General features: G+C 40.0%; 14 protein-coding genes and 1 pseudogene. 4 read left to right on the plus strand and 11 right to left on the minus strand.

Annotation, left to right across the window (positions count from 1 at the left end; translation table 11 throughout):
• Window positions 1-61 precede the first annotated feature (61 nt).
• The gene (gene tpx, locus L654_RS0107280) at window positions 62-643 is read right to left on the minus strand and encodes a thiol peroxidase (RefSeq protein WP_024598337.1); all 582 of its coding nucleotides are present in this window, start codon (window positions 641-643) and stop codon (window positions 62-64) included.
• A 233-nt stretch (window positions 644-876) separates the two neighbouring features.
• Between tpx and L654_RS0107285 the strand changes: the two genes are divergently transcribed.
• Together L654_RS0107285 and L654_RS0107290 are read left to right on the plus strand one after the other, a co-directional pair.
• Complete coding sequence (locus L654_RS0107285) at window positions 877-1,881, plus strand: response regulator (protein WP_024590825.1); 1,005 nt, start codon at window positions 877-879, stop codon at window positions 1,879-1,881.
• 3 nt (window positions 1,882-1,884) lie between these two features.
• Window positions 1,885-2,856: a diguanylate cyclase gene (locus L654_RS0107290; protein WP_024590826.1), complete on the plus strand. Its 972-nt coding sequence runs from the start codon at window positions 1,885-1,887 to the stop codon at window positions 2,854-2,856.
• 100 nt (window positions 2,857-2,956) lie between these two features.
• Here L654_RS0107290 and L654_RS0107295 read toward each other — a convergent pair whose 3' ends face one another.
• From L654_RS0107295 to L654_RS0107310, 4 genes are all read right to left on the minus strand, one after another.
• Window positions 2,957-4,471 carry a SpoVR family protein gene (locus L654_RS0107295; RefSeq protein WP_024590827.1) on the minus strand — a complete coding sequence of 505 codons (1,515 nt, stop codon included), beginning with the start codon at window positions 4,469-4,471 and terminating at the stop codon, window positions 2,957-2,959.
• A gap of 19 nt (window positions 4,472-4,490) precedes the next feature.
• Window positions 4,491-5,774, minus strand: coding sequence for a YeaH/YhbH family protein (locus tag L654_RS0107300; protein ID WP_024607680.1), 1,284 nt, complete (start codon window positions 5,772-5,774; stop codon window positions 4,491-4,493).
• A 31-nt stretch (window positions 5,775-5,805) separates the two neighbouring features.
• Window positions 5,806-7,728 carry a PrkA family serine protein kinase gene (locus L654_RS0107305; RefSeq protein WP_024607681.1) on the minus strand — a complete coding sequence of 641 codons (1,923 nt, stop codon included), beginning with the start codon at window positions 7,726-7,728 and terminating at the stop codon, window positions 5,806-5,808.
• 210 nt (window positions 7,729-7,938) lie between these two features.
• A complete protein-coding gene (locus L654_RS0107310) occupies window positions 7,939-8,520 on the minus strand; it encodes a Fe-Mn family superoxide dismutase (RefSeq protein WP_002960323.1) in 582 nt (193 codons plus the stop codon).
• A gap of 266 nt (window positions 8,521-8,786) precedes the next feature.
• On the opposite strand from L654_RS0107310, the gene L654_RS0107315 reads away from it, so the two are divergent.
• On the plus strand, window positions 8,787-9,125 hold the full coding sequence (locus L654_RS0107315; RefSeq protein WP_004335359.1) for a Grx4 family monothiol glutaredoxin: 339 nt from the start codon (window positions 8,787-8,789) through the stop codon (window positions 9,123-9,125).
• Between the two features lie 90 nt (window positions 9,126-9,215).
• Here L654_RS0107315 and L654_RS0107320 read toward each other — a convergent pair whose 3' ends face one another.
• The 6 genes from L654_RS0107320 to L654_RS0107345 form a co-directional block, all read right to left on the minus strand.
• Window positions 9,216-10,529, minus strand: coding sequence for an ATP-binding protein (locus tag L654_RS0107320; RefSeq protein WP_024607682.1), 1,314 nt, complete (start codon window positions 10,527-10,529; stop codon window positions 9,216-9,218).
• Window positions 10,529-11,860 (minus strand): sigma-54 dependent transcriptional regulator, encoded by a 1,332-nt coding sequence (locus L654_RS0107325; protein WP_024607683.1) that lies wholly within the window; start codon window positions 11,858-11,860, stop codon window positions 10,529-10,531. The genes L654_RS0107320 and L654_RS0107325 overlap by 1 nt, the downstream gene beginning before the upstream one ends.
• Before the next feature lie 121 nt (window positions 11,861-11,981).
• Window positions 11,982-13,190 carry an FtsX-like permease family protein gene (locus tag L654_RS0107330; protein ID WP_024607684.1) on the minus strand — a complete coding sequence of 403 codons (1,209 nt, stop codon included), beginning with the start codon at window positions 13,188-13,190 and terminating at the stop codon, window positions 11,982-11,984.
• 11 nt (window positions 13,191-13,201) lie between these two features.
• Window positions 13,202-14,515: an ABC transporter permease gene (locus L654_RS0107335; protein WP_024607685.1), complete on the minus strand. Its 1,314-nt coding sequence runs from the start codon at window positions 14,513-14,515 to the stop codon at window positions 13,202-13,204.
• Window positions 14,516-14,518: 3 nt separating this feature from the next.
• On the minus strand, window positions 14,519-15,229 hold the full coding sequence (locus L654_RS0107340) for an ABC transporter ATP-binding protein (protein WP_004335374.1): 711 nt from the start codon (window positions 15,227-15,229) through the stop codon (window positions 14,519-14,521).
• 42 nt (window positions 15,230-15,271) lie between these two features.
• The gene (locus L654_RS0107345; protein WP_024607686.1) at window positions 15,272-16,525 is read right to left on the minus strand and encodes an HlyD family efflux transporter periplasmic adaptor subunit; all 1,254 of its coding nucleotides are present in this window, start codon (window positions 16,523-16,525) and stop codon (window positions 15,272-15,274) included.
• Window positions 16,526-17,223: 698 nt separating this feature from the next.
• Here L654_RS0107345 and gltB point away from each other — a divergent pair.
• Window positions 17,224-21,661 (plus strand): annotated as a pseudogene (gltB, locus tag L654_RS01000000125695) (glutamate synthase large subunit).

Consider the following 21,661-nt stretch of genomic DNA (forward strand, 5'->3'; position numbering starts at 1 on the left):
ATTGGCGGTTTTTTGTTTTAAGGCTGTTTAGCATTGCTTAATCAGTGCTATTTAATCGGCTTTACAACGTTTTAAGTTTCTCAATTACGCTGTTGTATTCTGGTTCAGTTGAAAGGCTACTAACTAATTGTTTATAAATGACGTTATGGCTTTCATCTAAAATAAATACAGTTCGCGTTAATAAGCCCATATCTTTAATAATCAATCCGTATTTTTGGCCAAAATCGCGCCAAACAGAATCTGATAACGTAGTGATTTTATCAATATTTTCAGCTTTGCAAAAACGCTTTTGAGCAAATGGTAAATCAGCACTAATTGTTAGCATTACAACACTTGGAAATTGCGAGGCTACTTTTTCATTAAAATGCTTAGTTTGCAGGCTACAAATACCTGTATCAAGACTTGGCACTACACTTATCAATACAGCTTGGCCTTTGTAATCCTCAAGTGTCACAGGGATGAAGTTGTCATCAACTACTTTGAAATTTGGCGCGCTATCTCCAACAGAGATCCCTTTGCCTAATAAAGTGACTGGTTTGCCTTGTGCAGATACTTTTCCTATGTCTAGCGTGTTTTCTGGGTAATCGGCTGCAATAGCCACAGAGCAAAATGCGCTCAAAGCAAAGGTAAGTGAACGTAACATAAGGTATTTCCTTTTAAATTAACGCAATGGGCGTCAGTGTATTATACTGCGCTATAGTAACCAAGAGATTATACCGCTCTGATGAAGTTGGGATTAGTTCTGCAATATAAAAATTGTAACTGTGCTAAACTTTGATTAACATGAAGTTACAAAATATATCTTCAATAATAAAAATAAAAACCATCATAAAATGATTTTAATGCTCATTACTGGTTTAGAAATAGAGAGATAATATGTCAACATCGGTACTAATATGTGATGACTCAAAATTAGCTAGGCGTCAGCTAGCTCGTTCATTACCTGAAGATTGGGATATTAAAGTTGAATTTGCACTCGACGGCGTTGATTGCATAAAGCAAATAAAGTTAATTGAACCAGAAATACTTTTTCTCGATTTAAACATGCCTGAAATGGATGGGTATGAAGTATTAATCGCTATGAAAGAACAGGGGCTAAATATACTCACTGTTGTTGTCTCTGGTGATATACAGCCAAGTGCACATCAAAGAGTGCTTGAACTGGGTGCTATCGATTTTATTCAAAAACCATGTTCCCCCGAAAAACTAGCCAGCATAATTGAACACCATGGAATTAAAGACAAAGCCATGCGTGAACGTCTCTCTCATTCGCTAGGAGAGCAAGTCGACCCTGATGTTCGGGATATATACCAAGAGCTAACTAACGTTGCTATGGGGCAGGCTGGGGATTTACTTGCACGTCTTCTTAATGTATTTGTAGAGCTACCAATTCCTAATGTGAATATTTTGGAAGTTAATGAACTCGATATGGCGCTGCAGTCTATAGATAATAACGCAGCTACATCGGGTGTGTGCCAGGGCTTTATTGGCGGTGGTATTTCGGGCGAGGCGCTATTACTTTTAAATGATTCAAGCTTTAAAGAAATAGCTTCTTTGATGAATTATGACGGCGAGTTAAACGATAAAGTTGAACTTGAGCTGCTTATGGATATTAGTAATATTTTGATAGGCGCTATTTTAACGGGTCTTTCAAAACAGCTCGATATGTCATTTAGCCAAGGGCACCCAATAGTACTTGGCCAACACAGAGATGTGTCTGAGCTGGTTAAATCAAACAAGTCACGTTGGCAACGCACCCTTGCTATAGAGATTAGTTACGGTATTGAAAACCATGATATAAATTGCGACCTCATGCTGTTATTTACTGAAGATTCACTTAAAACTTTGAAGTATAAAGTTGCTTACCTATTAGAAGATTAAGTTATGGCTGCAGATTTAGAAATGAATGAGATCCATTGGCTTATGGATATGTTTAATACCGTTGATGTAGGCCTTGTAGTACTTGATAGAGATTATAAGGTGTGTGTATGGAATGGTTTTATGGAAAACCATTCAGGGCTTCTACCAAGCGCAGTAAAAGATAAAGACCTATTTGATTTATTTCCAGCAATAGACGAAAAATGGTTTAGAAGTAAATCAGAATCGGTTTTTGTTTTAAAAAACCGCTCTTTTACGATTTGGGAGCAGCAGCCATACATTTTTAGGTTTAAAAATTATCGACCTATTACTGGTAAAGCTGATTACATGTATCAAAATGCGACATTTATCCCTCTTACAAATACGATGGGCGAAGTTAGCCATATTTGTATTATTTTGTATGATGTAACAGATGTCGCGGTAAATAAAAAAGAGCTTGAAGAGTTAAACAAAAAATTAGAACAAGTAAGTCAAACAGATAGCTTAACGCAGCTTGCAAACCGTGGACACTGGGAAGGTACGCTACGCCAAGAGTTTTTAAGAGTTAAGCGAAGTGGTGGCTGTAGCACATTATTAATGTTTGATATTGATCACTTTAAAAAAATAAATGATGAATATGGCCATAGCTGTGGTGATGAATCGCTTCGTCATTTATCTAACTTACTACGTACGACGCTGCGCGAAACTGATGTTGCAGGGCGTTATGGCGGTGAAGAGTTTGCAGTGACATTACTTGATACAGATAAAGAAGGCGCTTTTGTGTTTGCTGAGCGTTTAAGGGTGTTGATTGAAACTAACCCTGTGAAGTATAAACACTTTGAAATAACAATGACGGTAAGTATAGGGCTGGCTGGTAGGAGTAATGATTTTAAAAATCATGAGCGCTGGATAGAGGCTGCAGATAAAGCACTGTACCAATCTAAAAATACAGGGCGAAATAAAGTAATAGCCTACGAAGATATAAAAAATGACGCTTAAGCGTCATTTTTTATATCCAGAATTTAGGGTTAAATAATAGTGTATTTTTTTACGATCTGCTGAGCAAACCCAATCAGTATGAAAATTTTATTGCCCTTCATTATTCTGTTGTGTGTCTAGAGTCATCTATTGGGCATTGACCAATCATTGAAACCTCACCAGAATTTGACTCTTGCTCTAGTTTTACTTTAAAGCCCCATAATCTGTAAAGATGCTTAAGCACTTCTTTGTGCGAGTTTGCTAAAGGAATGTTGTTATGGGGTACATAGCGTAGGGTTAGTGAACGGTCACCTCTAATATCAACGTCATATACTTGAATGTTGGGCTCATGATTACTCAAGTTGTACTGCGCTGAGAGCGCTTCTCTTACTGCTTTATAGCCATTGTCGTTATGTATTGCGCCAATTTCTAAATGGGGGTTATTAGTATGGTCAATAATAGTAAATAATTTAAAATCACGAATTAACTTAGGCGATAAAAACTGGCTAATAAAACTCTCATCTTTAAAGTTTTCCATTGCAAAATGCAGTGTATCTAGCCAATTACTGCCTGCATATTCAGGGAACCAGCGTTTATCTTCTTCAGTTGGGTGCTCACATATTCTGCGAATATCAACCATCATATTAAAGCCTAAAGCATATGGGTTGATACCTGAATAATACTTACTGTTATAAGGTGGCTGATAAACTACGTTGGTATGGCTTTGTAAAAACTCTAACATGAAAGAGTCGGTGAGTTTTCCCTCATCATATAAGTGATTAAGGATGGTGTAATGCCAAAAAGTTGCCCAACCTTCGTTCATTACTTGAGTTTGCTTTTGTGGGTAAAAGTATTGCGAAATTTTACGAACAATACGTATAACTTCACGTTGCCAAGAGTCGAGTAATGGGGCATTTTTTTCAATAAAATACAAAATATTTTCTTGAGGTTCAGAAGGAAAGTGACGTACTTTCTTTTTGGTTTCTTGCTGTTGCTCGGGAATAGTTCGCCATAATTCGTTTACTTGCGATTGAAGGTAGTCTTCACGCTCTTGTTGGCGTTTTTGCTCTTCAAATAGCGATATTTGTTGTGGACGTTTGTAGCGATCGACTCCGTAATTCATTAATGCATGACATGAGTCGAGTAGGGCTTCTACTTGTGTAATACCGTGCTTTTCTTCACAGCGGCTTATGTAGTTTTTAGCAAATACCAAGTAATCAATAATTGAACCTGCATCTGTCCAGGTTTTAAATAAGTAATTACCTTTAAAAAATGAGTTATGTCCGTAACATGCATGTGCCATTACAAGCGCTTGCATAGGTAGGGTGTTTTCTTCCATTAAGTACGCAATACAAGGGTCCGAATTTATCACTATTTCGTAAGCGAGACCCATTTGTCCGCGCTTATAATTTTGCTCTGTTTGGATGAACTTCTTACCGTAAGACCAATGACTGTAGCCAATAGGCATACCAACGCTTGAATAAGCATCCATCATCTGTTCTGCGGTTATCACTTCAATTTGATTAGGGTATGTGTCTAACCTGTAGTGAGCTGCAACACGGGCAATTTCACCTTGATATTCATCTAATAAATCAAAGGTCCAATCTGGGCCATCACTCATTCGTTTATCATTCATAATGCTACCTCGCTTTAGGCTATGCAGAGTTTTGCTGTTGACGACCTTTTTTAAATAGCTCCCTGAAAATTGGGTAAATATCTTCAACGCTTTGAATATGCTGTATAGCGAAATTATTATGGCTGTGTGTTATGGATTCATATTCGCGCCATAGGCTTTGATGGGCACGAGTGGTTATTTCAATATAAGCAAAATAGCGTACTGCGCTTAAGAGCTTATTACGCAAAATTTCACCACACTGCGGGGTGTCGTCCGCCCAGTTATCGCCATCAGAGGCTTGTGCGGCGTATACATTCCACTCGTTTGCGTGATAACGCTCTTTTATTATTTCGTTCATTAATTTAAGAGCGCTTGAAACAATAGTGCCGCCAGTTTCTTGAGAATAAAAAAACTCTTGCTCGTCTACTTCTTTTGCTTGTGTGTGGTGGCGAATATAAACAACTTCTATGTCTTTATAGCTGCGTGTTAAAAATTGATAGAGCAAAATATAAAACCGTTTTGCCATGTCTTTTGTTGGCTGATCCATTGAGCCTGACACATCCATAATACAAAACATCACGGCTTTGCTGGTGGGGTGAGGGCGCTTTTCGTAATTACGAAAACGTAAATCGTAGTTATCAATAAACGGAACCGACTTAATTTGTACTTTTAATGCTGCAATTTCTTTTTGCAATAAAGCAATCGCCGCATTATCGCTATGTTGCTCATCAAGCAACGCATCAAGTTGTTTTTCAAGCTCAACTAGTCGGCGTTTTTTACCTGTACTCATTGCCACGCGGCGCGCAAGCGAGCCTTGAAGAGAGCGGACAATGTCAATATTACTTGGCATGCCGTCGCTACAAAAACCTGCGCGGTGGGTTTTCATTTGCACTAGCTTATCAAGCTGGTTCTCTTGTAAGTTAGGGAGCTCTAAATCTTCAAACAGTAAATCAAGGTATTCATCTTTTGATATCGAAAATACAAACTCATCTTGCCCTTCGCCAGAGTCACTCGCATCACCTTCTCCCGCCCCCGCGCCTTGTCCACCTTTAGGGCGCTCAATTTTATCACCCGTAGAAAATTGATCGTTGCCTGGGTGAATTTGTTCTCTATCCCCACCTTGCCCTTGATGAAATGTAGGTTCGCTGATATCGCGTTGTGGAATAGAAATACTCTCACCAGAGCTTGAGTCGGTAACACTGCGTTTGTTAATCGCATCTGAAACCGCTTCTTTAATTTGTTTTTTATAGCGCCTAATAAAGCGCTGGCGATTAAGCGTACTTTTATTTTTTCCGTTTAAACGCCTATCTATAAAATGCACCATATTGACCTCCTATATACTACGACTATGAAGGTTATTGCGATTTTCTAACCCGTAAATACCACTCAGAAAGCAAGCGAACTTGTTTTTGTGTATAGCCTTTTTCGACCATACGGTTCACAAAATCCTCGTGCTTTTGCTGATCCTCTGCAGACGTTTTAGTATTAAACGAAATTACGGGGAGTAAATCTTCGGTATTAGAGAACATTTTTTTCTCAATCACCGTGCGTAGTTTTTCGTAGCTTGTCCATAGTGGGTTTTTACCGTTGTTATGCGCACGGGCACGCAATACAAAGTTCACTATTTCATTACGGAAATCTTTAGGGTTAGAAATACCTGCTGGCTTTTCTATTTTTTCAAGTTCGGCATTAAGTGCCTCGCGGTCAAATAGTTGTCCCGTATCAGGGTCGCGATATTCTTGGTCTTGTATCCAAAAGTCTGCATAAATAACATAACGGTCAAAAATGTTTTGTCCGTATTCTGAGTACGATTCTAAATAGGCGGTTTGCAGCTCTTTGCCTATAAACTCAACATACTGTGGAATTAAATAGCCTTTTAGAAAGCTTAAATAACGCTCTTCTATTTCGCTTGAAAATTGCTCACGCTCTATCTGTTGTTCAAGCACATAGAACAAGTGCACCGGATTTGCGGCAACCTCATTGGTATCAAAGTTAAACACACGGGACAAAATTTTAAACGCAAAGCGGGTAGAGAGCCCTGTCATACCTTCATCAACACCTGCGTAATCACGATACTCTTGATACGATTTTGCTTTAGGGTCGGTGTCTTTTAGGGTCTCGCCATCGTATACCCGCATTTTTGAATAGATACTTGAATTTTCGGGCTCTTTTAAACGTGATAGCGTTGTAAATTGCGCCAATGTTTTAAGTGTACCCGGTGCGCATGGCGCGTTGTATAGCTCGCTGTGCTCAAGTAATTTGTCGTAAATTTTAATTTCTTCGGTTACACGTAAGCAGTAAGGTACTTTTACAATATAAACACGGTCTAAAAATGCTTCGTTGTTTTTATTGTTTTTAAAAGTTTGCCACTCAGACTCATTAGAGTGAGCGAGGATCATGCCATTAAAGGGCAGAGCACTAATGCCTTCTGTTCCGTTATAGTTACCTTCTTGGGTTGCGGTAAGTAAAGGATGCAGCACTTTAATAGGTGCTTTAAACATTTCTACAAATTCCATCAGCCCTTGGTTAGCTAAACATAAAGAGCCAGAGTAGGCGTATGCATCAGGATCGTTTTGGGCAAAGTGCTCAAGCTGGCGAATATCGACTTTACCCACTAGCGCCGAAATATCTTGGTTGTTTTCATCTCCAGGTTCGGTTTTGGCAATGCCTATTTGGTTTAAAATTGAGGGGTAGCGCTTAACCACTCTAAACTGGCTAATATCACCATTGAATTCTTTTAAGCGTTTGCCAGCCCAAGGCGACATAATGGTTTTTAAGTAGCGCTGTTTAATACCGTATTCTTGCTTAAGTACGTAGGCGTCCTCTATTGGGTCAAATAATGCAAGAGGATGGTCGTTTACCGGAGAGCCTTTAATTGAATAAATAGGTACTTGTTGCATTAAATATTTTAGTTTTTCAGCAATGGATGATTTACCCCCACCAACAGGTCCAAGTAAATAAAGCACTTGTTTGCATTCTTCAAGCCCTTGGGCGGCGTGTTTTAAATAAGAGACTATTTGCTCAATGGCGTCTTCCATACCATAAAAATCAGCAAAGGCAGGGTAGCGCGCAACTACTCTATTAGAAAATAACCGGCTTAGTCGTGCATCCGTTGCGGTATCTACCATGTTTGGTTCGCCAATTGCCATGAGTAGGCGTTCTGGTGCGCTGGCGTAGGCAGACTTATCGGTTTTACAAATCTCAAGAAATTCAGCGATACTGTATTCTTCTTCCTGTGCCGCTTCGTATCGTGCTTGGTAATGCTCAAAAATCGTCATAATAACCTCCGAAACCCGCTGTAAAAAGGTGCTTACCTTTTAAAGTCTAGTCACGAATTTGTATTTTTGTGCAATAAAATTAAAAATTTAAGTGAAAAAAGATCATGTTACTAAAAGTGTTTTATTAAATGATGAGGCGCTTAGGTGTGATAAACAAGAAACAAAAAAAGACGCCTAAGCGTCTTTTTTACATTAGCGTTTAAAGGCTAATTAAGCGAAGTTAGCGTTCGCGAATTCCCAGTTAACAAGCGACCAAAAACCTTTAAGGTAATCTGGACGAACGTTACGGTAATCAATGTAGTAAGCGTGTTCCCATAAATCCACTGTAAGGATTGGAGTAACGCCATCATCAGTTAATGGTGTAGCAGCGTTAGATGTATTAACGATGTCTAGTGAACCATCAGCAAGCTTAACTAACCACGTCCAGCTTGAACCAAAGTTATTTACTGCTTTGTCATTTAATGCATCTTTAAACGCATCAAAAGAACCCCATTTGGCGTTGATTGCATCAGCAACTGCGCCAGTAGGCTCGCCGCCGCCGTTTGGAGATAAGCTGTTCCAGTAAAAAGTATGGTTCCAGATTTGTGCTGCGTTGTTAAATACGCCGCCTTCTGATGAACATACGATCTCTTCTAGAGATTTGTTTTCAAACTCAGTACCAGGGATTAAACCATTAAGCTTAACCACGTAAGTGTTGTGGTGTTTGCCATGGTGAAACTCTAGTGTTTCTTTTGAAATATGTGGCTCAAGTGCGTCGATTGCATATGGTAGTGACGGTAGTTCAAATGCCATTTTTTTATCTCCATCTTCTTTGGTTGATAGTCCATTTGGTAATACGTAATGCCTGTTGAAACAGAGCAGTTACCTATACCAAGCGGTAATATAGTGTTACTATAATTGTTGAGTATTTTACTCAAGTTTAAGCAAACAGCAATGCTATTGCGAAAGACTATTTCAATTGCGGCTTTATTTGCCCATATTAAGTTATATATTTGTGGTCACGATGAGTTATTTTCAAGACCTAAATATATTTAGCTATCGTTACTTTGAGGTTGTAGATGGAAACCATTGATAAAATTAAACAGCAAATTTCAGAAAACCCAATAATCCTTTTCATGAAAGGGTCACCAAAATTACCTAATTGTGGTTTTTCTTCACAAGCATCGCAAGCGTTAATGTCATGTGGTGAACCATTTGCATACGTTGATATTTTACTTAACCCAGACATTCGTGCTGAGCTTCCAGCATACGCAAATTGGCCAACATTCCCACAACTTTGGGTAGATGGCGAGTTAGTTGGTGGTTGTGACATTATTATCGAAATGTTTCAACGCGGTGAATTACAGCCGTTAATTACAGAAACTGCTGCTAAATATAAAGAAGCTGACGCAGAGTAATTTTATTACTCAACCTGCTATCAGGTTATTAAGCTCTTTAAACACAAAGCCACTTTTTAAGTGGCTTTGTTGTTTTTAATTTTTGTGAATTTACGAATAAGGAAGGCTCACTTGTACGTTTAAGCCGCCCTCTATTTTGTTATGTAAACTTATATGCCCCTGGTGCGCTTCTGCTATTTCTCTGCATAAGGCTAGCCCTAAACCACTCCCCGTACTTTTTGTAGAATAAAAGGGCACTAAAGCATTTGCCATTACTTGCTCGCTCATACCTTTGCCGCAGTCGCTCACATTTATAACACAAGCTTGGGGTACAAATTCGACCTGAATATGTATTTCATTGGAGTTGGAGCCTGACTCGTGTGAATTTTTTAATAAGTTTATGAGCAGCTGCTCGAGTTGGGCTTGATCAGCTTGTAATTCATTGTGTGGATTTTTTATTTCGTAGCTAAATTGCCAGTGATTTTTTAAATTATTGAGTGTATTTTGCCAGTTAATCCGTGTTTTTTGTGGCTGAGGTAATTTAGCAAACTTGCCATAGCCTTGTACAAATTCAGTTAAATGACTAATTCGCTCATCAATAGTTGCAAATACACGGGCAAGGCGGGGCTCATCAACTTTATTTGCGAGCAATTGTGCGCTATGTAACATGGACGACATAGGGCCGAGTGAATTATTCAATTCGTGGCTGATAATGCGTATTACCTTTTTCCACACGGCAACTTCTTGGCGACTAAGCTCACGGGTTAATTGTTTAAATATATATAAATGATGCTTTTGGTTATTGAGTAAAAACTCCCCGGTGGCTAAATGCCAAGTTTGCGAGTCTTGATTCTCTATTTCTATATTAAAGAGGCCATCAACACCGTGCTCTATAGCTGCTATTAATTGCAGAGGGGAATTTTCGAGTAATTTACTTAGCTGCATACCTTCAAGGCGGGTTGCGCTATTAAATAAACTACGGCTAATTAAATTACTAAATACCACCGTATTATTATCATTGACCAGTAATAACGCTTGCGGCGAGCTTTGCAATACTTTATCAAGCATTAACTCGCGCTGGTAAATCCATTGTTTTTCTTGGCGAAGCTGTTTAGCGGTTTGATTATAAAGTCGGCATAGTTTTCCAAGTTCATCATTACTTTTATACGCTAGTAAGCTGGAGAGCTCACCATCTTTAAAATTAAGCAACCCGGTTTCGAGCGATTGCATGCCAAGCTTTATTGGCTTGGTGAGAGCTCTTGAAAGCAAGGTGCTAAATGCAAGCGTTAGTAATATTAAAAACAGAGTGTAGTACATATCAAAACCACTAAGTGCGGCAATAATAAAAACAGGCAGCGCGCTACAAAGTGCGCAAATTAACACAACCTTTTGGCTTAGGGTAAAGTGGCTAATAATGTTTGGCATTAATAATCAATACCCATTTTTTGTAATCGCCTGTAAAGTGCTTGTCGGCTTAAACCAAATTCACGGGCCACTTTGGCTATAACACCTTGATGAGCGCGCATTGCGTGTTCTATTTCCTGTTTGGTCGGTTCTGCTTTTGCTTCTTGTTGAGCAGTAACCGATGACGAAAGTGCAAAGTCATCGACTGTAAGCGCACCTGTTGGTTTTAGTACCGCTACACGTTTACAAGCATTTTCTAGCTCTCGAACGTTACCTGGCCATTTATAATGTTGAAGTGCTTGCTCTGTGTTTATAGTCAGCTCTCGGTGAGGTAAGAAGTGGCTAATGAGTGCTAAAACATCATCTTGCCTTTCGCTAAGGGCAGGCACATTGAGTTCAATTACATTAAGGCGATAATATAAGTCTTCCCTAAATCGACCTTGTTCAATTGCTTGTAGTAAGTTTTCGTTAGTAGCCGATATTACTCGCACATTTACTTTTTGTGTTTGTGTTGAGCCTAAACGTTCAAACTCGCCGGTTTGTACTACGCGTAGTAATTTTATTTGTCCTGAGAGTGGTAAATTACCAATTTCATCTAAAAATAACGTACCGCCATCAGCTGCTTCAAATCGACCAATACGTTGTTTAGTTATCCCCGTGTATGCGCCAGCTTCAGCGCCAAAAAGTTCGGCTTCTATAAGTTCTTGTGGTAGTGCGCCTGCGTTTACCTTAATAAAAGGTTGCGATACAAGTGGGGAGTTTTTTTGAATGATATGCGCAATGCACTCTTTACCACTCCCATTAGGGCCTGTAATTAATGCAGATATATCAGATTTAGCTACTTGGAGCGCCATAGTGACCAGTCGTTCCATAGCCGTGCTTTTAAATATTAGCCCGGCAAGGTCTGCGCCTTTAAATGTACCTTCACGCTCTTGTTGATGGCGATTATGTGTAGCAACTATTTTTTTAGCACTGCCTAGCTCTATTAAGTTAGCGATACAAACTAGTAGTTTTGCATCATCCCAGGGTTTTGGTAAGTAATCGGCAGCACCTGCTTTTACAAGCTCAATAGCGGTAGCAAGTTCGGTCCAGGCTGTAATAAGTATAATAGGGAGGTGTGGGTTTATTTCTCGTAGTTCATAAAACAAGGCTTTACCTTCTTCGCCAGAGGTTGTGTCGCTGGTAAAGTTCATGTCTTGAATTACAAGCTCAATTCGCTGATAGCGAACTATTTGCAGAGCATCAAACGGGTTTGTTGCAGTGACTACCGAAAAGTCGTGGATCTCGAGCAACAATGAAAGTGCATCGAGTACTGCTTGGTTATCATCAACAATGAGTATTTTATGAGTCATAGGTTATTTTTATAATTTTATAATGGCTACACTGCCTTACTAATCAGTGTAGCATAGTGATTTTTGCATGATTTAGTAACCTAAACTCTGGATAATAAATCTACCTCAAGCGGATTCTAGGTTAAATTGTGCGAGTTGCGATACTGGGCGAAATATTAGCAGCGCGTTTAGCCGGCGCTAATACCGCAAGTAAGCTCATTAAAAATACGGCAATGGCGGTAACGGCTATATAACTTGGCGGTAGTGCAGCTACAGAAAAATACTGCATTAACATTTTCCCAAGCAGTATTGCTGTTACTACACCTAAGGCTAAACCTAGGCTACAAATTAATGCATTTTCTACTAAAAAGTAGCTAACAATAGCTGACTTTCTTGCGCCAAGTGCTCTGCGTGTACCAATTTGCTTAGTACGTTTGCTAATATTAAATAAGGTTAAGCCAAAAATACCGAGAGCGGTTATAAGCACTAAAATAGTGATTAATACTATGAGCATGCGCATCATGAGGCGATCTTGAGCGGTATACTCATTTTTTAATTCATCAAGTCCTTTAATGTTATTAATAACGCGTTTGCTGTAATTTTCGAGCATAGTATTTTCTATTTCTTTCATTACAGCTGCTCGCTGACCAGGCTCTGTACGAACGGCAACTTGTGCATAACTTGCTGCTTTAATATAAGGAATAAACGCAAGATTATCGGGTTTACTGTCTTTGAGCCACGGGCCTTTCATTTTCCCGATCACGCCAATAATTTTAAGTGGTAGGTCGCCAAAATAAACTATTTTCCCTAAACCATCTCCATCAGGGTAGAGCTCATCAAGTAAGGCTTTAGTGACTATAGTGACGTTGGTGCGCTTTTGTGTAATTTCGTTTGTAACGAGCACTTCATCTTCGGTAAAGTTTCGCCCTGCAATTAAGTTAACGCCGTAGGTATTAATTGCGTGGTCATCTATAAAAAAATAAGCGGTCCTGACACTTAGGCCTTCTTGTGGAGCAGGTTTTAAATTAAAGCTCGAAGCGCTGCCACTCCCTGATAGTGGAATACTACTGCTTAATGCGGCATCGACCACGCCTGGCATTTTTCTAAGCATGCTTTCATCAAGCTCAAACTGCTGACTTAAGTTAATATCAGTACCAAAGGTCATTACATTAAACTTAAATATATCTTGTTCAGGGTAGCCCGTTTCTTGGTTTAAATAGCTAATTCTGTCTTGAATGATAAATGCAGCATTACTGACTATTGCCGTTGTGATTGCAATTTGAATTAGCAGTAATACAGCGCCCACCTTTGAGCGGCATAAGGCGTTGAATATAGGTTTTATTTCTAACATTGTTAAATTCCTTATTGGCTCTTAAGATAAATGGCAGGGTTGGTTTTGCACACTAGCCAAGCTGGGTACAAACCAGCCAAAATGCAGGTTGTAATTGCAATCAATGGAGCGCTCAATAGCATGGTTAAATCCATTGTCGCTAAGTTTTCATAGTAGTCGTAGCTTTGCCCTACGCCCATTAAGCCAAGTTGTGCTAGTACAATTCCTAGCATGCCACCTATAAAGCCAAGCATGGCGACCTCAACTAAGTGCTGTAAAAATATTTGCCTTTTACTAGCACCTAATGCGCGCCTTACACCTACTTCTGGCGCTCTGCGTAAAAACTTAGCTAAAAGTAAACCTAAAATATTGGCTAAGCAGACACCTAAGAACATAAAGCTCAGGCCCACTAAAATTTTATTGTCTTCGGTGACGACGTTGTTGTATTGCATCCATTGGTTTACATCGCGAAGTTTATACTCAAGTTCTTTACGATTAAATCGACCACGTTTTTGTTGTTCTTGCATGTAGGCTAATAAGTAATTTTGATAGGCTTGTTTTTGTTCAAGCGTATTTAGCTCTGCCCAAAACTGGATCCATACTTGCTCAGATTGCAGTTTATCTGCAAAGGTTGGTGTGTTTTCGTGTTTCCATCCATTGCTATTGCCCCAACTTACGAGCTCTTTTGCCTTTATTAAGCTAAAGGGCATAAATAATTCTTCTACTTGATTAAATGCACCGTTATTTAAATCATAATATTTAATATTGAGAGGCCAATGGTTAATAACACCAACTACTTGATAGCTTGCATCATCTAAGTAAATCAGTTCTCCGACGGAGTTTTGTCCTGCAAATAGTTTATCGTTTATCTCTTGGGTAATAACAACCACAGGTACGGCTGAGTCTTCTTGCTCTTTGCTCCAAGCCCCGCCGTATAAAAATGACAAATTAAACATGCTAAAAAAGTCAGGCGTTGTCATGCGAGCATTACCTATAAAAGGTTTTATTTTGTCGGAGTCTAAATAAACTGAAAAGCCGGTACGCATCATAGCCACTTTTTTCTCTGACGTGGGTGCGTTTAATAAGTTCTCTGCATCTTGATAGGTCAGTTGCAGTGGCATGTTATCTTCTGTCCGCCACGTACTACCATCGTCCATTGTTTGTAATTGCACACTGTAAAGTTGGCTGCTTTTTTCTGGGATAGGATCGGCCGACATCATGTGATAAACACTAAGGCTGGTCATTGTTATGCCTATACCTATCGCAATGGCAAGTACCATTAAAAAGCTAACCAGTGGGGTGCGCTTGAAGCTGCGCCAACTTAAATCTAAATAATGAATAAACATTAGTTAAACCCCCGATGCTGTTTTTATAGTTTGCGCGCCCTGATAAAGTGTAAAGTCGGCAAGCTGCCCATCAACTACTTGAATATTACGCGGAGCACGGCGAGCTAATTCGCTATCATGCGTTACCATTACAATAGTGGCACCGTCGCGATTTATTTGCTCAAGTAACTCCATAACTTGGCGAGCCATTAAGCTGTCAAGGTTACCTGTTGGCTCATCGGCAAGTAAAAAACGAGGTTCACCAGCAAGCGCACGGGCTATTGCCACACGTTGTTGCTGTCCACCAGAGAGTTGTTGAGGTAAGTGTTTAGCGCGAGATGCTAAACCAACTTGTTCAAGGCATTGCTCAATTCGACGTTTTCGCTCATTTGCTTTAATCCCTCTGTAGCGAAGAGGAACTTCTATGTTTTCATATAAATTTAAATCGGGGATCAAATTAAAGCCTTGGAATATAAAGCCAATTTTTTGATTACGTAAATCAGCACGTTGGTTATCGTTTAGGCTGCCAACATTAACGCCATCCAACAGGTATTCACCTTCGTTAAAAGGCTCGAGCATACCTGCAATATTTAAAAAGGTTGTTTTTCCTGAGCCGCTAGGACCAGTAACAGCAATAAATTCGCCTTCGTTTACTTGCAGATTAAAATCTCGAAGCGCATGGGTTTGTACCATTTCTGTTTGGTATACTTTACTTACATTGTTCATTTGTAACATGGTTGTTCCTAATTATTTTTAGCGTTGGTTGAGAACGTCTGTTTAATTTAATAAAATCGTGTTGGCTTGCTTAAAGTCGCTGTAGCTTGAAATAATAATTTCATCGTTTTCTTTTAGTCCACTTAAAAGCTCAACCGCATTAATGCTGGTGGCGCCTATTGTAATAGGTATACGCTTTGCGATATTGCCATCGACTTTATAAGCTATAATTCCGCCTTGCTGCATAAATGCACCACGCTTTACTTGCATTACACCTTCTCGGTTGTCGAGTAAAATACGTGCAGTTAAGCGTTGGTTCTGACGAATGTTGTTAGTAACACCTTTAAACCGGACGCGTGCTGTTACTTCACGATTATTAACTTCTGGTGATATGGCGGATAAATTCCCCATCACTGTTTCATTGCCTAACTTAAGCTCTACTTCCATACCGAGCCCTAATTCGTTTGCGTAACTTTCAGGAACTTGGAGTTCGGCTTCAAAATTACTTAAGTCGACGAGAGTCATAAGAGGTTGGCTTTGCGTCACAGCGGCTTTTTGTTGCACTAATAGGTTACCCACGATCCCAGTAACGGTAGCCTTAATAGATAGGTTGCTTACTTTTCGGATTAAGTCATCAACAATAAGTTGTTGGCGGGTCACATCACTTTTAGCAGCTTGTAGTTCAAAAGCGAGCGTGTCTTTGGCAAGCAATACCTCTTGCTGCGCATGCTTATAGGAGAGCTTAGCTCGGGATAAATCATCAACTGCTTTTTCTAGATCAATTTGGCTAATTAAGTGCTTTTGTATTGATAACTGTGCGCGACGATTTTCGCGCTCAGCGGCGTTAAGCTCAACTTGTGCCATATCGAGTGTTTTATTTAAGGTGAGTGTTTGGCGTCTTGCTTGCAAATGCTGCCTTTGATGTTCGCCTTCAAGTCTTTTAAGTACAGACTCCTGTTGCTTCAATTCATTAGTTAACTCAGGGCTTTGCAGCAGGGCAAGTGTGTTGCCTTGCTTTACTGTATCGCCGGCCTTTACTTTTAAATCTATAAATCCACGTTCTGGACTGTAGATTTTAGGAGCATTAGCAGCAACAATTTTACCACTGGCGGCAATGTCTCGAATGAGCGCTTTAACATGTACTTTTGCAATCTGTACTTTTGAGCGGCTAATAGAGCTTTTAGCGCTATGGCTCGTTAAAAAAATATAAGCAATTGTAGAGACCACAATGAAAACAATCGCAGTGATTATCGCGTATTTTTTATAGCTTATAGGTGCCTTTACTTGTACGTCTTGTGCGCTGGTATCTTTAATCATTTAATTCTCCCTACATTGCTTTTATGTATTTTTCGCACAGCAGTAATAAAGCTGCTGTGCAAATAGCGGCAATAGGAGAGAGTAAAAATAAGCTTAGAGTAAACATAGTAATTCCAATTAGCGATTATATATAAAGCTATACGATTAATATGCCAATTATTATCTTATTGATATTTAAGTGATTTTATTTTTTTGTTATTGAAATTTATGTCCGCGGACAGTTTATGTGTCCGCATCGGACATAGTTTTAAATAAAAATTCACTATTAACGTACAAAAAATGACATGAACTTTCATAACTATACTAATGAGCAGCAATAATCGGGGATGTTAAGCCATTAAAGTAATGAAATAGCATAAAACTATCTAAATGTTAACTGAATAGCCCCTCTAGCGCTGAATACTTATTCACTTTCGGTTGCCTTTACGTTTACGTAAGCTGGCACACTGAAGGCTTGTGTTTTTTACAATATGTTAAACTTGACACCAGTGTCATGAAAAAATAGTGGTTAAAATAACGCTAAATGTTAAAAATAATGATAAAAAGAAATCTTGCTATGAAGTGAGAAATATTCAAGAATGTGAATATGTATTCAAAGTGCTATTGACTCTATTTAAGATAGAGGCTAGTTTTGTCCGTCTGTTAGCAAATCGTCGAGCAGTTCATCCACGCTAACAGTGCAGCAAGGGGAGGGGTCTATGTTATACGACTCAAAGTTAGAAAAAGAAAATTGTGGCTTTGGCTTAATAGCCCAAGTTAATGGTCAAGCTAGTCATAGGCTTATTCGTACTGCTATTACGGGGCTTGATCGCATGCAGCACCGTGGTGGTATATCTGCCGATGGTAAAACAGGTGATGGCTGTGGTTTATTATTACAAAAACCAGATAGCTTTTTCCGTGCTATTGCTAGTGAACATAACTGGCACTTAGGCAAAAACTACGCAGTGGGTATGATATTTTTAAATTCAGACCCTGTTTTAGCGCAAGCTGCAAAACAAATACTTAGCGAAGAATTAGAAAAAGAAACGTTAAATATTTTAGGTTGGCGCGTTGTGCCAACTGACCCATCTATGTTGGGTCCTATTGCTGTACAGCAATTACCAGGTTTTGAACAAATTTTTGTTAGCGCGCCAGAAGGTTGGCGCTCTAAAGATTTAGAGCGTCGCTTGTACGTAGCGCGCCGCCGTGCTGAAAAGCGCATTGTTGATGACGAAGCTTTCTATATCGCAAGTCTATCTGGTTTGGTAACTATCTATAAAGGCTTAATGATGCCTGCAGATTTACCTAATTTTTATCTAGATTTAGCTGATATTCGTATGACAAGTGCGATTTGTGTTTTTCATCAGCGTTTTTCTACTAATACACAACCGCGTTGGCCTTTAGCTCAACCTTTCCGCTATTTAGCACACAATGGTGAAATTAATACTATTGAAGGTAACCGCCAGTGGGCACGCGCACGTTCATATAAGTTTGCGTCACCGCTTATTCCTGATTTACAAAGCGCAGCGCCGTTTGTAAACGAAACCGGTTCTGATTCATCAAGCCTAGATAATATGCTTGAGCTGTTTTTAGCTGGTGGCATGGATTTATTCCGCGCTATGCGTATGCTCGTGCCACCTGCATGGCAAAAAAACCGTGCAATGGACGATGATTTACGTGCATTTTACGACTTTAACTCTATGCATATGGAACCATGGGATGGCCCCGCCGGTATTGTNGGCTTGTAACCTTGACCGTAATGGGCTTCGTCCTGCGCGTTATGTAATTACACAAGATGGTTTTATTACGCTTGCATCAGAAGTAGGTATTTGGGATTACACTGCCGATGAAGTGGTTGAAAAAGGCCGTGTTGGTCCAGGTGAATTATTAGTCATTGATACTAAACTTGGCAAAATCTGGCACTCTGATGAAATTGATCAAGATTTAAAATCTCGCCATCCTTACAAGTCATGGCTTGAGGAGAACGTTAAGCGTTTAGTTCCATTTGAAGAACTGACTGAGCAAGACGCCGGTAATCGCTCATTTGATGACGAAACGCTAGCTAAATATCAAAAAATGTTTGGTTATACCAACGAAGAGCTTGATAGCGTTATTCGTGTAATGGGTGAAAACGGCCAAGAAGCAACCGGCTCAATGGGTGATGACACGCCATTTGCTGTGCTTAGTGAAGGGCATCGTTCGCTGTATGATTACTTCCGCCAAAAATTTGCGCAAGTAACAAACCCACCTATCGATCCACTGCGTGAAAATCATGTAATGTCACTTGCGACATGTATTGGTAGTGAGCAAAACGTATTTAACGAAACAACAGGCCATGCTAAGCGCCTACAGTTTGATACGCCAATTTTAATGTACGCAGACATGCAGCAGCTATTAAATGCTGATGAAGCGCATTACAGCTACTGTAAAATTGATATTACCTACACAGTTGAAGAAGGTTTAGAAAATGCGGTAACGCGTATTTGTGACCAAGCACAAGAAAAAGCAGCCGCTGGTTGTATCATGCTTATTTTAACCGACCGTAACTTTGATGAAGCAAATTTGCCGATTCCAGCAGCTATGGCTGTAGGTGCGGTACAAAAACGATTAGTTGATAACAATCTTCGCTGTGAATCAAACATTATCATTGAAACCGGTAGCGTGCGTGATGCGCACCAGTTTGCTGTGTTATTAGGCTTTGGTGCTACGGCAATTTATCCATACCTTGCGTATGAATCGTTAGTTGCGATGAGCGACAGCAAAATTATTAATAAGTCGTATTGCGAAGTAACTCTTGCTTACCGTAAAGCCATTAACAAGGGCTTATACAAAATCATGTCTAAAATGGGCATAAGTACGGTTGCGTCATATCGCTGCTCAATGTTGTTTGAAGCGGTTGGTTTATCTGACGCTATTGTACAAATGTGCTTTAAAGGTGTGGCAAGTCGCATACAGGGCGCATGCTTTACCGACTTTGATGACGATCAGCAAAGCTTACACAAACTCGCTCTAAGTAAGCGTAAATTATTAAGCCACGGCGGCTTGTTTAAGTACGTACATGGCGGCGAGTATCATGCTTATAACCCTGATGTAATCCAAACCCTGCAAAAAGCAGTTCGTTCTGGTGAATATAGTGATTACAGTGAATATGCAAAACTTGTTAATACGCGTCCTATTGCCACTTTACGTGACATGCTTGCGCTTAAAATTCCAGAGCAAGGCATTAGCATCGATGATGTAGAGCCTGCAGAAAACCTATACAAGCGTTTCGATTCAGCAGCAATGAGTATTGGTGCATTATCGCCAGAAGCGCATGAGGCTCTAGCAATTGCAATGAACCGCTTAGGTGGTTGTTCAAACTCTGGTGAAGGCGGTGAAGATAAGCTGCGTTATGGTACCGAGAAAAACTCGCGTATTAAGCAAGTCGCTTCAGGTCGATTTGGCGTAACGCCGCATTACTTACGCAGTGCTGACGTTATTCAAATTAAAGTAGCGCAAGGTGCAAAACCAGGCGAAGGCGGTCAATTACCGGGTGAAAAAGTAACCCCGTATATTGCTAAGCTTCGTTATTCTGTTCCAGGTGTTACATTAATTTCGCCACCACCACATCACGATATTTATTCAATTGAAGATTTAGCGCAGCTAATTTTCGATTTAAAACAAGTAAACCCTAAAGCACTTATTTCTGTAAAACTGGTTTCAGAACCAGGCGTAGGAACCATTGCAACGGGTGTTGCTAAAGCGTATGCCGATTTAATTACTATTTCTGGCTACGACGGCGGTACAGGCGCAAGCCCACTTACTTCAGTTAAATATGCAGGTAGCCCATGGGAACTAGGACTTGCAGAAACGCAGCAAGCCCTTGTTGAAAATGGACTGCGTCATCGTATTCGCTTGCAAACAGATGGTGGCTTAAAAACGGGTTTAGATATAATTAAAGCGGCAATTTTAGGTGCAGAAAGCTTTGGCTTTGGTACCGGCCCAATGGTTGCGCTTGGTTGTAAATACTTACGAATTTGCCATTTAAATAACTGTGCGACCGGTGTTGCAACACAAGACGAAACACTTCGTCAAAAGCATTACCACGGCTTACCAGAAATGGCGATGAACTACTTTAAGTTTATAGCGCAAGAAGCACGTGAAATCATGGCTAGCTTAGGTGTTGTAAATTTAACTGATTTAATCGGTCGTTTAGATTTGCTTGAAGCAATTGAAGGCAAAACAGCAAAACAGAAGAAAATTGATTTATCTTCAGTAATTGCTCAGCCTAATAACCCAACAGGTGAAACACTTTATTGCAGTGCGCCTAATAGCTCACATTATTTAGGAAAACTTAATGAGAGCCTACTTGCTAAGGCGCAAGAAGCAATTGATGCTTCAAGCGGTATTTCACTAGTAAGTCGTATTTGTAATACCGACAGATCGGTAGGTGCAATGCTTTCTGGCTATATTGCTGATAAATATGGCAACCAAGGTATGGCGGCAGATCCTGTAGCAATTGAGCTACACGGTACTGCGGGTCAATCATTTGGTGTGTGGAATGCCGGTGGCCTTGAAATGACACTGGTTGGCGATGCAAACGATTACGTAGGTAAAGGCATGGCGGGCGGTAAGCTAGTTATTCGTCCACCACTTGGCTCGTCGTTCGAAAGTCACAAAGCCACAATTGCAGGCAACACATGTTTATACGGTGCAACAGGCGGCAAACTGTTTGCTGCAGGTTGTGCAGGCGAGCGCTTTGCAGTTCGTAACTCAGGTGTGCAAGCGGTTGTTGAAGGTGTAGGTGACAACTGTTGTGAATACATGACGGGCGGCGTTGTATGTGTACTGGGCAATGTAGGCGTTAACTTTGGCGCGGGTATGACAGGTGGTTTTGCTTATATTTTAGATGAGCGAAATGATTTTGAAAAACGCATTAATCCAGAGCTTGTCGAAATAGTAACACTAGACGAATTAACGTCGCATCAAGAACATTTACGCGGCTTAATTGCTGAGCATTTAGAGCTTACGGGTTCGTGCAGAGCAGAAAGTATTTTGGCTAACTTTGAATTGTACTTACCGATGTTCAAATTAGTAAAACCAATATCAAGTGACGTAAAAAGTTTACTCGGGCATCGCGCTCGCAGTAGTGCCGAACTACGTGTTCAGGCGCAATAA

Source organism: Pseudoalteromonas sp. TAB23 (assembly GCF_000498075.1).
Taxonomy (GTDB): domain Bacteria; phylum Pseudomonadota; class Gammaproteobacteria; order Enterobacterales; family Alteromonadaceae; genus Pseudoalteromonas; species Pseudoalteromonas arctica.